The 15,569-nt window shown below is 51.5% G+C and carries 10 protein-coding genes and 1 riboswitch; of the genes, 5 read left to right on the top strand and 5 right to left on the bottom strand.

Going from position 1 to position 15,569, the window contains the following annotated elements:
* Nucleotides 1–265 precede the first annotated feature (265 nt).
* Nucleotides 266–2,527: a cache domain-containing protein gene (locus F608_RS31335; protein WP_084681033.1), complete on the top strand. Its 2,262-nt coding sequence runs from the start codon at nucleotides 266–268 to the stop codon at nucleotides 2,525–2,527.
* Between the two features lie 60 nt (nucleotides 2,528–2,587).
* Here F608_RS31335 and F608_RS31340 read toward each other — a convergent pair whose 3' ends face one another.
* The gene (locus F608_RS31340) at nucleotides 2,588–3,790 is read right to left on the bottom strand and encodes a methyltransferase domain-containing protein (protein ID WP_033398404.1); all 1,203 of its coding nucleotides are present in this window, start codon (nucleotides 3,788–3,790) and stop codon (nucleotides 2,588–2,590) included.
* A 304-nt stretch (nucleotides 3,791–4,094) separates the two neighbouring features.
* Here F608_RS31340 and F608_RS0109635 point away from each other — a divergent pair, with 304 nt between their 5' ends.
* Nucleotides 4,095–5,072: a hypothetical protein gene (locus F608_RS0109635; protein ID WP_022665422.1), complete on the top strand. Its 978-nt coding sequence runs from the start codon at nucleotides 4,095–4,097 to the stop codon at nucleotides 5,070–5,072.
* A gap of 117 nt (nucleotides 5,073–5,189) precedes the next feature.
* Here F608_RS0109635 and F608_RS0109640 read toward each other — a convergent pair whose 3' ends face one another.
* Nucleotides 5,190–5,768, bottom strand: a complete 579-nt coding sequence (locus F608_RS0109640; protein ID WP_022665423.1) for a class I SAM-dependent methyltransferase — start codon at nucleotides 5,766–5,768, stop codon at nucleotides 5,190–5,192.
* Between the two features lie 513 nt (nucleotides 5,769–6,281).
* Between F608_RS0109640 and F608_RS0109650 the strand changes: the two genes are divergently transcribed.
* A complete protein-coding gene (locus F608_RS0109650) occupies nucleotides 6,282–7,562 on the top strand; it encodes a nickel-dependent lactate racemase family protein (RefSeq protein ID WP_022665425.1) in 1,281 nt (426 codons plus the stop codon).
* 12 nt (nucleotides 7,563–7,574) lie between these two features.
* Entirely contained in the window at nucleotides 7,575–8,510 is a 936-nt protein-coding gene (locus F608_RS0109655; RefSeq protein WP_022665426.1) for an alpha/beta fold hydrolase, read from the top strand.
* A gap of 31 nt (nucleotides 8,511–8,541) precedes the next feature.
* On the opposite strand, the gene thiC is transcribed toward F608_RS0109655, so the two are convergent.
* From thiC to F608_RS0109670, 3 genes are all read right to left on the bottom strand, one after another.
* A complete protein-coding gene (gene thiC, locus F608_RS0109660; RefSeq protein WP_022665427.1) occupies nucleotides 8,542–9,825 on the bottom strand; it encodes a phosphomethylpyrimidine synthase ThiC in 1,284 nt (427 codons plus the stop codon).
* 62 nt (nucleotides 9,826–9,887) lie between these two features.
* Nucleotides 9,888–9,995, bottom strand: a riboswitch (TPP riboswitch).
* 45 nt (nucleotides 9,996–10,040) lie between these two features.
* Nucleotides 10,041–11,468, bottom strand: a complete 1,428-nt coding sequence (locus tag F608_RS0109665) for a sigma-54-dependent transcriptional regulator (protein ID WP_022665428.1) — start codon at nucleotides 11,466–11,468, stop codon at nucleotides 10,041–10,043.
* A 6-nt stretch (nucleotides 11,469–11,474) separates the two neighbouring features.
* A complete protein-coding gene (locus tag F608_RS0109670) occupies nucleotides 11,475–13,883 on the bottom strand; it encodes a c-type heme family protein (protein WP_022665429.1) in 2,409 nt (802 codons plus the stop codon).
* A gap of 377 nt (nucleotides 13,884–14,260) precedes the next feature.
* Here F608_RS0109670 and F608_RS0109685 point away from each other — a divergent pair, with 377 nt between their 5' ends.
* Entirely contained in the window at nucleotides 14,261–15,454 is a 1,194-nt protein-coding gene (locus F608_RS0109685) for a DUF2325 domain-containing protein (RefSeq protein ID WP_022665432.1), read from the top strand.
* Nucleotides 15,455–15,569: the final 115 nt, after the last annotated feature.

The raw sequence follows: 15,569 nt of genomic DNA on the forward strand, positions 1-15,569 counted from the left end.
ACCTTCAAGGTCTTCTGAAACGGTTTCAGAACCCCGGACAGATGACCGGGAAGCCATTGGCCGTATAAAAACGCGGTGTTTCAAATCCTTTTGAAACGCCGCGCTTTCTTTTTGCCGAAATTCCCGCGGCAGGAAAGGACCGAAACGGACTGCCGGACGGAAAGAATAAACCATGATCCCCTTGGGGCATTTCCCTTTTTTTTGCATTTGATCCTTTTTTATCGTATGCTTTTCTTCTATCCAACAATCCACATTTGAGGGCGGTATGATCAGCACGGAAAGCAGTACATTATTCAAGTCAGCCAGAACCAAAGTGATCAGTATCGGATTCATCCTGGGTTCGGCTTTTATTGTTCTTTCCGTTTATCTGGCCCATCAGCACATGGAAGAAACAAAAAACCAGAGGCTGGATCAGCTGAAGCAAACCGTTAATATTGCCAGGAATGCCATTGAACCGATACTGGTTGAATACCGTTCCCAGGACATCTCCATGGAGGACACCCTGGAACAGGTCCGTGACCTTGTCCGGAGAATGGTCTACCATGACCATGAAGGCAAGAACTATATCTTCATGAGTGCCTATGACGGAATCATGCTTGTTCAGCCCTTTGAACCCCAAAAAGAGATGACGGATATGTGGGACCTGAAAGACGCCAGGGGGACCTATATTATAAGGGAACTGGTAAAAACGGCAAAATCAGAAAAAGGCCGGGGCTATGTTTCGTATTATTACCAGCGGCCGGGGCAGCCGGCTCCCGAAGAAAAGATATCCTTTGTCATGGGCATCCCGGAACTGGGCTGCTATATCGGCACCGGCCAGTACATGTCAGATCTGCGCAGAAGCCAGCTCATATATATCGGCAAAACCGCCGGCTCCGTCCTGATCCTGCTGATTCTTATCTTTTTTCAGATCCGGGCTTCGGTCAAGGAAATTCACCGGCAGAACAGGATGCTCCACCGGGAAAATGAATCCCTGAAACTAACGGAAAAAGCGCTCCAGGGCAGCGAAGCCAAGTACAGGGAACTGGTGGAACAATCCCCCATCGGACTCGCACTGACAAGGATGGACGGCCGATTTGTATCGGTCAACTCTGCCTATGCAAAGATCATGGGATACAGCATCGATGAAATTTTAGACTCCACCTTCTGGGATCTCACCCCCTCCAAATGCGTCCAAAAGGACCGGGAGCAGATGGAACGAATCGAATTGACGGGAAAATACGGGCCCTATGAAAAAGAGTATTTCCATAAAGACGGACATCTGGTGCCGGTGAGAATAAACGGGATGATCGTGGTCAGGGAGGATGAGAGATTTATCTGGTCCAGTGTGGAAGATATTACGGCCCTGAAAAACGCTGAAAAGGAAAAAGAAAAACTGGCAGAAAGATTGCAGCAGTCCTATAAGATGGAGGCCATCGGGACCCTTGCCGGGGGCATCGCCCACGATTTCAACAATATCCTGTCCCCTATTCTGGGCTATACCGAGATGCTGCTGGGGGAAATCGGCAAAGAGAACACCCCCCTCAAATACAGATTAAATAAAATTTATACCAGTTCCCTGAGGGCAAAGGATCTGGTCAATCAGATCCTGACCTTTTCCAGGCAGGAAAAAACCGAGTTTAAACTCCTGAAAGTTCAAACCGTAATCAAAGAGGCATTAAAATTAATCCGGTCTACTCTGCCGGCAACCGTGGACATCGAAAAAGATATCGAGGACGACTGCAGTCCGGTTAAGGCAGATCCGACCCAGATCCATCAGATCATAATGAACCTGTCCACCAATGCCTACCATGCCATGGAAAATGAGGGAGGTGTGATGAAGATCAGCCTCAGGGAAATTGAGATCAAAGAAAAGGGATTTGAAAATTCGGAATTGGAACCCGGCTGTTATGCCCTGTTAAGTATTGCCGATCAGGGCATTGGGATGGACCCGGATACGATCAAAAAGATATTCAACCCTTTTTTCACGACAAAAGGATTGGGCAAGGGCACGGGAATGGGGCTTTCCGTGGTGCACGGCATCGTTAAAAACATGAAGGGAGAGATCCTGGTAAAAAGCGAACCCGGCAAGGGGACTGAATTCAATATCTTTTTTCCGGCGGAGAAAGTTTCCCTTAGAGAACAGGATCAAATGGTTCCGGAAATGGTTCCGGGAAAAGGGGAAACCATTCTGCTGGTGGACGATGAAGAGTACGTGATTGAAATGGAAGAGCAGATACTGGAAAGCCTGGGCTATCGAGTGACTTCCCGGGTCAGCAGCATAGAGGCCCTTGAGGCATTCCGGGCCAACTCCGGAAAATTTGATCTGGTCATCACGGATATGGCCATGCCCAAATTGCCCGGGGACAAATTCGCAGCTGAGCTCTTAAAAATACGCCCGGATATACCGATCCTTTTGTACACGGGCTACAGCGAAACCATGTCCGAGGAAAAGGCGGCATCCTATGGAATCAAAGGCTTTTTATACAAGCCCGTGGGCATCCAGGATCTTTCCCTGAAAATCCGTCAGATACTGGATAAAGGATGAACCGGCCCGCGCCCGGGAAGCAGAATTTTCCTGCAAAAGAGTTTTCCCGGTTTCCCCGGCCTATCCTCCGGGTGTTTTCCCGATAACGGCATAGACCGGATCCGACAATCTCATCCTTGGGTAGTATCTGTCCTGGTAAGGCCTGGGACAGCCTCTCCGGGACTGGGTTGAAACGGATTCATATTTCCCGGATCCCAGGAAATACTCCTTTACCATTCCCATCCTCTCAAAATCATGGAGATCCTCCCAGATGCGGACCGCTTTTTCCGGGAACCAGCGGTTGGAAAAGGTGACCGCAAAGACTCCCCCGGGTTTCAGTATCCGGGCCGCTTCCTTGAAGATGGGAAAGGGATGAACCAGATATTCAACGGACAAGGAACAGATCACTGCATCAAAGGTTTGATCCTCGAAATCCAGATCTCTGTTTTCATTGAGATCCTGCAAATGATGGGAGGAAAGGCAGGGATTGCTTTCCAGTTCATTTTTATTGAGCCCGATGCCGTGAACCGAAGAAAGATCAAGATCCCGGGGAAGGTGGGATTCCCATCCGGCCATTAAATCAAGGACCCTTGCCCCGGGGCAAAGCAGCTCCGCATATATTTCAGACAGATTCCGGCTGGCCCTTGCATCAATATGAGGGACGAAGCGGTGGATCCGGTAAAAATCCGGATCCGGATCCGGGTTTCTCCGGTCCAGGCTGTTCCCGGAAAAAAAATCCGTGGGAATGCCGCTGCACCGGGCCTGCATGCCCGGCCCGGACAGGGCAAGCTCCATCCAGTCCGTACAGGCGCCGCCGCGTTCCTCCAGCTTGCTGGACCGGCTCAGAACCTCCATATTCAATGTCAGGGGAATTTTCGCCATGGGATGATTCAGATCCGCTCTAATGCCCTTTGAATCCTTTTCGACACAGCGGAAGGGGTTCCGGTTTTCCCTGAATATGCCCGGCTGCCCCGATATCAACCCCTGGGGATAGAAGCGTCCCGGCCGGAACAGATCCGGTTCGGCCCGGTTCAGCCGGGACCAGGGGATAAAAAGGACTTTATTGGGATCATGGGCAGGAACAAGTTCTCCGGGTTTGATTTCGACGGAGAGGCTTGGGGCATTTTTGTTTTTGAGAAGACTTTCCATTGGGGAACCGGGAAAAACATCCCGCCAGCAGTTCAACCCGTCGGCGAAATACCGTTCCTGATGCTTGATCCCGTCCTGCTCCCACGAGATGTCAATGAAAAGGTCGACCCGGTCAGAAGAAGACAATGGTTTCATTGGAAACTCCTTTTGGCCCAGGACGATTTGATTAAGGTTCCCAGGACAGGTTGTCAGGATCCATGTCTTTTCATCAACCATGGATCTCCTGTCCTGATACGGATTAATTTAAGTCTTGAATGCGGATTTTCAACCCTTGGCAGAACCGGTAATCTGATTATTGTATTGTAAAGCTTTTAGGTTATCTCTAATAATTAAAAGTTTCCTGCACCGCAGAAATCGGGCCAAAAGGCCCCTATTGGAGATAGGCTTTAATCCCGGCAGTGATGAGAACATGATTGCCCATTGGAATGCACAGGAGTCCATGGAACCCCTTTTATACTCACTTGAATCCACTCTGTCCCTCGTTCTCCGCATGGGCTCAATCATGTTCATCAGTCTTTTCGGGATCGAATTGTTCATGCAGATGGGGTTGATGAAATACCTTAAGCCCATTGGAACACCGGTGGCAAGACTTGCAAACCTTCCCTCTGAAAGCGCCTTAAGTTTTCTGGCCGCCATCGGCTCCATGATCGCCGCCCACACCATGGCTGCCCAATTCCGCGCCGACCATAAGATGTCCGACCAGGAGCTTTTGCTGACCGGGGTCTTGAATACCGTTCCTTTCCACTTTAAGGAGACCCTCACATTTCAACTCCCCGTTGTCCTTCCTCTTCTGGGGTTTCAACTCTGCATGATTTATATTGCGGTTTTCTGGCTGACCGGCATTCTTAAAATTGGCTTTGTCATTTTATGGGGCCGCATCCGTCTTAAGCCCCGGACAGAATCTGAAAATGCCTTTGACAACCTGGAATGCAGCCCGATGGATAGAAATTGTCTTCCCAGGTCTTTCAAACAGCTGATAAAAGACACATGGCTGAGCCGGAAAAAGATGTATCTGCGCATGGTGAGTCTTCTGGCAGGCGTCACTTTTTTTATTCAGCTTCTTATGAACTCTGGACTGCTGGGCTGGCTCGAGGCCCTGATTGCCCCTTTGACATCGATCTTTGATCTGCCGGCAGCCGTAATCGGGCCGGTAAGCACCTATATGTTCAGCCCCACCGTGGGGATCACCTATATGTCGAATTTGATGAATCAGGATGCGGTGACCTCATATCAGGCCATTGTTTCCCTGCTCATCGGAGGTCTTTTGATGATACCGGTTACCCGGGTCAGACGGACCCTGCCCAGATATACGGCGATATACGGGCTGAAGAGCGGGTTTGCCATCTGCGGACTGACCACGGGATTCAGTATTCTGGCGAGAATTGTAATTCTCTTCTGGGTCCTGATCTTTTTTTAAATTTTTATGCAAGGTTGCGGTTAAGACTGAATCTCCCGGTTTGGATTCAACCCAGTCGACTTCAACTCTGTCCGGCCTTTGGCAGGGACTGATCCCTCAGGTTCCTGCAGCAGGGGGCTATCCGGATATAAAGGTCATCAGATAGTTATACTCACCGATATCCGCACTCTGATCCCTGACAAATCCTTGTCTGGAGGCCATGGCCTCTACTTCGTCCTGGCCCAGCCGGATCTGGATGGGCGGACCCGGCGGACCCTCTATCTTCTTAAACTCAATCACCCCAAGGCAGCCTCCGGGTTTAAGAAGATTTTTCACCTTTTCCAGAACCGCATCTGCGGTACCGGCTTCCTCAAAATCATGGAGTACCGTGGCCATGAGGCAGAGATCCGCACTGAAATCATCAATATCGATATGCCGGCTTGCATCGGCCTGCATGGGAAGGATATTGGATATCCCCCTTTGCCGGATCTGCTCATCCAATAAGACCAGCCCTTCTTCCCAGAGATCCACCGCATATATCAGTCCGGCTTCCCCGACAATTTCCGACAGGAACAGGGAATATAGACCTTTACCACAGGCCAGGTCGATGACCGCAGATCCCGGTTTTACCGGCAGAAGAGTCTTTAACTTATGGGAATCGATCAGTTCAAAACTGCTTTTCCCGGCGCCTTTGGGTTTTTTATGGGAATTATCCATATGAAATCTCCTTGGATTTTAATTGTTTTCCTCCCAAACCATATTCTATAGCATGGACGTCTCTTCTTTAAAAGGAGCGGTTCAGGATGCCGGACAGACAGAAAAACCCCAGCAAAACCAAGGTAAAACCGGATATGAAACCGTTCTGATTTCTGCAACTTTGGGGTGGAGATTGCCGGGGATTTATTTTGACAGGAAGCCAAAAAAAACCGGGCCGTCCTAGGACGGCCCGGCACAAAAGGAAGAGAAAGAAAAAACTCCTGGTTCAAAAGGCCAAAAGGTCTTTTCCATATTTTCATATTTAGCATGTCGCCCTTACCCGGACATGATCCATAGATTACAAAACGGTAATGAACAACAAGTGAAGAATCTCTATCCTGGCCCAGCGGCACCGGAAGCTGAACCCGGGCCCGGGATATGTTCTTGCCATGAAATTAAGGGTCTGATAAATACTTGTCCCATGTTGTTTTTCGGCCGCGGATAAGATGATAACCTCAGAACAGAGATTGAAAAATGGAAATTTCTTTGGATTACGGGAAAACCGGGTTAAAACTCAGCCTGGATGACGAATGGCAGATCCAGCTCATCGAAAAAAAGAACATGCCGATTCTTACAGACCCTGGACAAGCGGTGTCCAAGGCCCTTTCCGGCGGACAATCCTCCGGCTCCCTTGAGGATGCCGCCCAGGGAAAATCCTCGGCCTGCATCCTGATCTGCGACATCACAAGGCCGGTTCCCAACGGATTGATCCTGCCCCGGATGATCGAGCGCCTGACCCGGGCCGGGATTAAAGAGGAAAAGATCACCGTGCTGGTGGCCACGGGTCTGCACCGGCCCAACCTGGGAGAGGAACTTCTGGAGGTGGTGGGCAGCTCCGAGGTCCTGGAACGGGTGAAGGTCAAAAACCATTATGCCCGGAAGGATGAGGATCACATTACCCTGGGCACCTCACCCTCGGGGCTTCCCGTCAGGATCGACAAGCGGTTTGCCGGGGCAGACCTGAAAATCGTCATCGGACTGGTGGAGCCCCATTTCATGGCAGGCTATTCCGGGGGAAGAAAACTGATCATTCCGGGGGTGGCCCATCATGAAACCATTACCGGGTTCCATACAGCCGAATATCTGGAGCATCCCGGATCCAGAAACTGCAATCTTGAAGGGAACGTGTTCCATGAATTCCAGATGGAGGGGATCCGGAATCTGTCCAATCTCTTTGCCGTTAACGTGGTCATCGATGAAAAGAGAAATCTCTCTTATGTGAATTTCGGCGACATTGAGAAAAGCCACGCCCAGGCCATTGAATATCTGAAAAAACATGCCCAGATTGATGTTCCGGAAAGGTTTTCCACTGTCATCACCGGGGCCGGGGGATATCCCCTGGACAAGACCTATTACCAAACCGTCAAGTCCATGGTCTCGCCCATGGACATCCTGGAACCGGGCGGGGACCTCATCGTGGCCTCGGAATGCTCCGAAGGCATGGGGTCCGCCGAGTATTACGAGGCCCAGCGGCTTCTGGCCCGCCTGGGGGAAGAGGCCTTTTTAGAAGAACTGAAAACCAGGAAGTATGCAAAGATCGATGAATGGCAGACGGAAATGCAGCTCAAGCCCATGCGGGTCGGGAATATCCATCTCTACGCCCCCAGGCTGTCCGACCCGGACAAAAAATTCACCTGTGTGAGGGATGTGAGGGACCTGAATCAGACCATCCAAGAGTCTGTGGAGCGGTCAGGCAATCCCAGAATCGCCGTCATCCCGGAAGGCCCCTATGTTGTACCCGTGTACAGAGGATAAAACAGGAGTGCCATGAAAACAAAACAATCCCTCTCCTTCCAGGCCCAGGCCGGAATCGGGAAAGGCCTGATAGAGACCTTTTACAGGAGAACCGGCAGGCGCCTGGGAGCCGAGGTCAAAAAGTTCAAAGGAGAGGTGGACCTGGAGTGGTCTGCCATTGAAACCGGGAAAAAGGAGACCCTGGTCATGCTCCACGGGTTTTCCGACCGAAGGGAAAGTTTTTATTTCGCTGCCGGGTCCCTGAAGAAAAGGTTCAACCTCATCCTGCCGGATCTGCCCGGATTCGGAAAAAGCACCCTTGACCAGAGCCTTGAGTACAGCCTGGAAAACTACGGCAGATGGCTGGGGGAGTTTATTGAAAAGGCCTGCCCGGAATCCTTTCACCTGGCCGGATCCTCCATGGGAGGGGCGGTTGCCGCGACCCTGGCCGCCGGATTTCCCGACAGAATCAAATCCCTCTGCCTGGAAAACTCTGCCGGATTTTATCTTCCCGGGCGGGTGTCCATCCATGAAGAGGCCCTGGACGGGATCAATATCTTCCAGATCGATTCCGCAGAAGAGTACGAACGCCTCCGGGACCGGATATTCAAAAAAAAACCGGCCCTGCCCCGTTTTGTCCGGGAGTATATGATCAAACAGGCCATGGACAATAAGGAGTGGTACGGGAAAATCTTCAACGATCTGATGGACATGGAATCGGTCCATAAGGGCCTTGCCTCCATGGAGGAGATCTCCCTGAATTCCCTCTGCCTGGAGATTCAAATGCCCACCCTGTTGATCTGGGGCCGGCATGACACCCTTTTCCCCTGGGAAACCGCCTCTTTTCTGGAAAACCGGATCCCGGATGCCCGGGTTCATATCTTTGAAAACCTGGGGCATGCCCCCCACCTGGAAGACCCGTCCGGCTTTGCCGGTGTGGTATCGGATTTTATTTCAGGCCTGGAGTAAAAGGTCTTTTTCAGCCTCTTTTGATTTCAGTTTAAAGAAGATCCCCCACCCGCTTGACCGCACAAAAATCTCCGCACATGGTGCAGACATCCTTTTCATCGGGCCGGGAAGATTCCTTGTAAGCCCGGGCCTTTTGAGGGTCGAGGGCGCATTCAAACTGCCCCTCCCAGTCCAGGCGTCCCCTGGCCCGGCTCATGGAATCGTCCATGATCTGTGCCCCCCTGATTCCCTTGGCCAGGTCTCCGGCATGGGCTGCAATTCTGGAGGCCATGATTCCCTCTTTTACATCTTCGGCAGAGGGCAGGCGCAGATGTTCCGCCGGGGTCACATAGCAGAGGAAATCGGCCCCGTGCATGGCGGCCAGGGCTCCGCCGATGGCTGAAGTGATATGATCGTATCCGGGAGCAATGTCCGTAACCAGGGGGCCCAGGACATAAAAAGGGGCGTTGTGGCAGAGTTTTTTCTGGAGCTTCATATTCATTTCAACCTCATGGAGGGGCACATGGCCGGGGCCTTCGATCATGACCTGAACCTTTTTTTCCCATGCCCGTCTGGTCAGTTCGCCCAGGGTGATGAGTTCTTCGATCTGGGGAGCGTCGGTGGCGTCCTTGATGGCACCGGGCCTGAGCCCGTCTCCCAGGCTGATGCAGACATCATGGGCTTGGCAGATCTCCAGAAGCCGGTCAAAATGTTCGTAAAAAGGATTTTCCTGCCCGGTTTTTTCCATCCACTCAAAAAGGATGGCCCCGCCCCGGCTGACAATGCCGCAAAGCCGGGGATTGGTGCGGATGCTCCGGGTGCACTTTTTCGTAAGGCCTGCATGAATGGTGATAAAATCAATGCCGTTCCGGGCATGGATTTCAACGGTTTCAAACCAGTCATCAAGGGTGATGTCCGGTACAGGCTTCCCGGTCCGGGTAAGGGTGTCATAGATGGGCACCGTCCCGATCATGATGGGAATATTTTGGACCAGGCGTTTTCTGAATCCTTCGGTGTCGCCGGATACGCTCAGATCCATGAGGGCGTCTGCTTTAAGATCCACGGCCAGTGCCGCTTTGTTCATCTCTGCGTCAAAGGAGCAGACATCTTTGGATACCCCCAGGTTGACGTTGATCTTGGTTTTTAGCCCCTGGCCGACTCCGGCGGCCTTCAGGTTCATATGATTCCGGTTCGCCGGAATGGCAATATGCCCTTTTGCAACCCCCTCCATCAAGTCCTGTCTAGAAATCGATTCATTTTCAAGCACCTGTTCCATCTGGGGGGTAAGGATTCCTTTTCCAGCGGCATCCATTTGAGTAGTATACAATTGATTCATGGGAATTCTCCCTGCCTTTTGATCGTTATTTATGATTCGTATGAACGGCAGGGAAAGAAATCGAAAAAAAATTACCACCTTCCCTACGCCGATCCGAATCGGTTCAGGTTCTAAGGGTTGAAGTCTTCAACTTCTCTCAGCTTTTGATCAAAGCACCCCCAGTGAAAAACTCAGGGTTACTTACTCAATCACGAATGGATTTGTCAAGGTGTTTGTCAAAGGACTTGGGTATTCCTGCCCAGGGACTGCTCCCGGTACCGGGACATATCCATGCCAAGCCTCTTGACGATCTTCTGGATGGACGCCCTTTCAAGCCCGCTGATCCTGGAGGTTTCGGAGATATTGCCCCGGGTGATCTTGAAGATCTGGTCAAGATAATTCCTGGAGAAGTGGTCCAGGGCTTCTTTCTTGGCCTCCTTATAAGAGGCCCGCCCCTTTGAATCCGTTTCCGGCACCGGACCTTCCTCCCCCTCGATGAGCCTGATCAGGGAAAGATCAATGGGATTTCCATTGGAAAAGACCACCAGGCGCCTGACGTAGTTGAGCAGCTGCCGGACGTTCCCGGGCCAGGACTGTCTCGTGATAAAGCCCAGGGCTGCGGGATCGATCTCCATGGGCTCCATGTTCAGTTCCCTGCAGCTTTGAAGGATAAAATCCCGGACCAGAACCGGGATGTCTTCCCTGCGTTTCCGCAGGGGGGGAACCCTGACGGAAAGGACATTGAGGCGGTAATAAAGATCCTCTCGAAAGCTGCCCTCACGGATCTTCTGCTCAAGGTTCTGGTTGGTCAGGGCAATGATTCTGACATCGGCCGTCTTAGAAATGCTGGAGCCCACTGGCTTGACCTCCCTGTCCTGGAGGAACTTGAGCAGCTTTGCCTGGATGGCCGGGCTGATATCTCCGATTTCATCCAGGATCAGCGTTCCCTTGTCCGCATACATGAAAAACCCGTCCCGGTCCCGGTCTGCGCCGGTAAACGCGCCCTTTACATGGCCGAACAGCTCACTTTCCAGGAGGAGTTCCGGAATGGCCGGGCAGTTCAGGGCATGGCAGGAGGCCTGTTTCCGCCGGGATGTTCCGTGGATGTTCCGGGCAATGTACTCCTTGCCGCTTCCGGATTCGCCGGTGACAAGAACCGTATAATCCGTTGCTGCAATGGCTGTGATTTTCTTCTGGAGCTGCTGCATGACCTGGCTTTCACTGAGAAAACCCTTTTCATGCTTCAGGCTCTCAATCACTTCCTGGAGCCGGCGGTTCTCATAGGACAGATCATAGTGCTCCACCGCCCTTTCCACGGTATGGTAGAGGGTCTCCCTTTCCACCGGCTTGGTCAAAAAATCCCAGGCTCCCCGCTTCAGAGCCTTGACCGCTGTCTCTACGGTTCCGTGGCCGGTGATCATGATGACGCAGACAAGGGGGTTGATCTCTATTCCCGCCTGGAGCAGTTCCTGCCCTGAAATTCCCGGCATCCTGAGGTCGGACAGCATGACCCCGACGTTCTTTTTCCTAAAGACCTTTAATCCCTCCTCACCGGAAGAGGCCCCCAAAATTTCCATGGTTGGAAATTTCTTTTGCAGGTTCCGGATGATTCCCTTTAAAAAATCTTTGTTGTCATCCACAACAAGAATGGAGAATTCATTCATGGCGCATCAGCTCCTTTCAAGGGGAAAATAAATTTCAAAGCAGGTTTCCCCGTCACTGAAAACCTCGATCCGTCCGCCCATTTCGTTGACAAAACCGTAGACCACGGCAAGTCCCAGCCCGGTTCCCTTGCCCACCTTTTTGGTGGTGAAAAAAGGATCAAAAATATTGCCGAGAACCGAACCGGGGATCCCCGGGCCGTTGTCCCGGATGGAAAGGACCACCTCTTTTTTGTTTTTTGAAAGACCCGTCTCTATCCAGACCTGTCCGCCGGTCTCCTGCAGGGCGTCAAATGCGTTGAGCCACAGATTTGTCAGGATCTGTTCAAGGATGCCTGGATCGCATTTTATCCGGGGCAGCCCTTTTTTGAGCCGGGAGTCTACCCGGATCCCCTTTGACGCCGCCTGGGTCTGAAATACCTTGACTGCATCAAAAACCACCTTATTGATGGTGCATTTGCCGGAGACCGCCTGCTTGGGCCTGGATAATTTCAGCAGTTCCTGGACGATTTTCTGGACATTTTTGGTATGCTTTTCAATCATCCCGATGTCTTCAAGGGCAGAGGGCTCTGACACGGCATCCTTGACCAGGTCCGTGTAACAGGAGATCACCCCCAGGGGATTGTTGATCTCGTGGGCCACCCCTGCCGCCATCTTGCCGATGGCGCTCAACCGTTCCGCCTGCTGCATTCTCGACATCATCTGTTTTTCCAGGGTGATTTCCCGGGCATAGAGCACGATCTTGAGGCCGGCCTGCTCCCTTGTGGGCAGGGGATAGAGATCCACCCTGAAGGATTTGCCCTGGGCTGTTCCGATTTCCCGGCTCACAGGCTCTTGTTTTTCCAGCATCTGCTCAAGGATATTTTTTTCCCCCGTATCCCTGTCCTTTAAAAATTCCTTTAATTCCTTTTCCCGGTCCTGTTTTCTTTTTTTGGAAAAGATCTCCCGGCTGCCGGTATTGGCCATGAGGATGCGGTAATTTTCATCAATCAGGAGAAGTGGATCCGAGATCCCCTCAAACACAGACTGGAGCATGTCATTTTGAAACCTTACATTGGAAAACGCCATTACATTTTCAATCAGAATGGCCAGCTGCTGGCCCAGGGCCAGGAGCATGGAAGCGTCAGCCTCCCCTCTCTGGGATACCGTGGGCCAGGAAATGGAGAGAATCCCCCAATGGCTTTCTTTGGATTTCACGGGTACGTGAATGGTATGATCCACGGAAAGTGCCTCATCGTTCCACAGGATCTCTTTGACTTCATCGCCCAGGCCCTGTATGGGACCGTGATCATGCCATGCATATGAATTTTCCGAGGCCACGGTGCAATGGTAAATTACCTGGCGGGCGGAAAACCTCTCTCCAATGCACTCCAGGGCCCCGGAAATGATCTGACCGGCCGTGGAAAACCCGCCGAACCGGGACAGAATTTCCACAAAGAGGCGCACGTCGGCCCGGTGTTTCTCGGCCTTCTCCTTTATCTCCCGGGTTCTGTGATCCACCATGATTTCAAGGTTCTGGGTATAGTCTTCCAATTCGTTCCTGGCGTTGGACAGGCAGAGGGCCAGTTCATCCACCCCTTCGATCAGTCCTTCGATTTCATCCTTTTCCCCCAGCCGCCGGATGATCCCCTGTTCCTGTTCTCCGGAAAAACGGGTCTTGAAAATGGTGCTCAGGTTCTGGAGGTTTTTCATGACCAGGCGGTCAAAGAAAAGACTGATCAAAAGGGCAAAGATCAGGATCCCGAACAGGTAGAACATGAGATACTGGAGGGTGACCTCTTTGGCAGGGTTTTTGATCATGTCAACGGGAAAACCCGCCACAACCACGCCTCCCACCTCCCCCGGCGAATAGTGAAACCCGTTTTCATTCCCGTAGATTTCAATGAGCTCTTCAGGTGCAGCCCCTGGATCTCCATGGCAGTTCATGCAGGAGTCTGTAAAGACAACCGGCCGGGCCACGATATGGTACTCGGTATTCCCGACCATGGCCTCATCTTCCCAGATGGACAGGGACCTGTCCCTGGCGAAAATCGAAATCAGACGGGATTCCAGGGCATCCGGGGCTGAATCCGGATTCCTCGGTTTTTTGGATACCCGCCTGTAGTGGTAGGTGAGATCATCCCTGGCATTGAGCCGGGTCATGATCTCCCTTGAAATATATGAAGAGGACATGGCCTTTAAGACGAACCGTCCCTGGGGAAGGGTATCAAACATCTCGGGCCGCAGCACCGTCTTCACATAATCCTGAACCGCATTGGACTGGGCCAGAACCATCCTTGACCGCTGTCTGATTTCCGATTCCATGATGGAATTAAAATGAAAGTATAGAATAATGCTGATGCAGATCCCCAGGGCCAGGGCAAAGAGCACCAGCCCAAAAATAAATTTCAGCCTCAGGTTTAAACTGCTTGAAAGCATAAATCATTCTCCTGTCCTGTGATTCCCATAGAAAATAAAGGTTCCATGGAAGAAAAGCAAGGCCGGCCTTTCACCCGGCAGGCAAGGCCGTACAGAATCGAATTTTCCCGGCAGGGCATGAACCCCTTGTTTTTTGTGCCTGCCAAAAATATAAAAAATAATCCTTGACATAATTTAATACCCCTTTTATTGTTAGCCGAAACTAATTTTTGAAGAAAAATAAAACATCTTATAAAAAACCAAGGCAGGAGGAAAAAATAAGCCCCCCCATGAAGAAAGCCAGGATCATAAATACACAGACTCATGCAAAAACTGCCGGTGCCGCCGGTGAAAACAGGGAATCCCGGTCCCTAGAAATCCGTTGAAAGGAGGTTGGTATGTCTGACATCTTGTCCAAATTTATGAATATCTGGGATGTGGAAACCCATTTCAAATGCCCGGTGGTCGGTGCGGTTCTCAGTGTTGAAAAACACAAAACCATCCTGAAAAAGTGCGGGTACAAGGTTTCTGAAATGAAACCCTATGAGTTTCACCAGAATATCATGGCAAAACTCCATGAGGAAAATCCCGTGTCCGTAAAGGTCAACAATTTTATCCGGAGCCGGGCCCGGAAGTGGATGACCCGGGTGGCCGGGAAATCAAACAGGGAAATCCGGGATCTCTGGAAGCAGAACCTGGAATCGGGAAATGTCGGTCCCCTGATGTATGCGATTATCTCCTATGAAGAGACAGCCGTTGATCTGCTCCATGATGTCTACGGCGAGGTCCATATGAAGGCCCATGCCAACATGACCGGGATTTTTGATGTCCGCCAGAAACTGACAAAAGCCGAAGCAGCCGTGGAGCGGGAGAAAAAAAAGGTGGCATCAAAGAGTCTTGAAAATAAAAAACTGGCCGGCTTGAGAAAAACCGATGCCAAACGGATCTCCGGGATGGAAGCTGAAAACGGGCAGCTGAAAAAGCAGGTGGTCCGGCTTGAAGGACTCGTATCGCCGGAAGAGTCCGGAAAAACCATCATCTCCCAATTGGAAGAGCAGGTGGCCGCCCTGACCGCAAAACTTGAATCCCGGACCCGGGCCCTGCTTGCCAAAGAAAGGGAAAACCAGTCCCTCCAGATAAAATACCTTGCCGCCCGAAAGGAAAAGAAAAATATCCGCCGGGAAGTCGACACCCTCGTGGGAGCCCTGGGTGAAATGGCATTGCCCCCCTGCCAGACAGAGTCCTGTGCAAAGGAATCCTGCGAACAATACCAATTATGTGCCCGCCGGATTTTCATGATCGGAGGCATTACCAAAATGAAGGCCTATTATAAAGATATCGTTGAAAAAGCCGGCGGGGAATTTGACTACCATGACGGCTATATGAAAAATGCCAATACCGACCTGGAAGCCAAGGTAAAAAAGTCAGACCTGGTTCTCTGTCCGGTCAACTGCAACAGCCACACGGCCTGTACCCAGGTGAAAAAGCTGTGCAATCTTCATAACACCCCTCTTAAAATCCTGAGCAGTTCCAGCCTTTCCGCCGTCAGCCAGGCGGTCTTCTCTTCGGAAGGAAGCATCACGCTCAATTAACGGCCTGCCTCATCCCTCCCGGGGGCGGAACCTCCGCCCCTTTTTCATACTCCTGAATATGGAAGGCAGGAGCACCTCACATGTCGCCCTGGGGCCACACACCTGCCAACTCAAG

Source organism: Desulfospira joergensenii DSM 10085 (genome assembly GCF_000420085.1).
GTDB lineage: Bacteria > Desulfobacterota > Desulfobacteria > Desulfobacterales > Desulfobacteraceae > Desulfospira > Desulfospira joergensenii.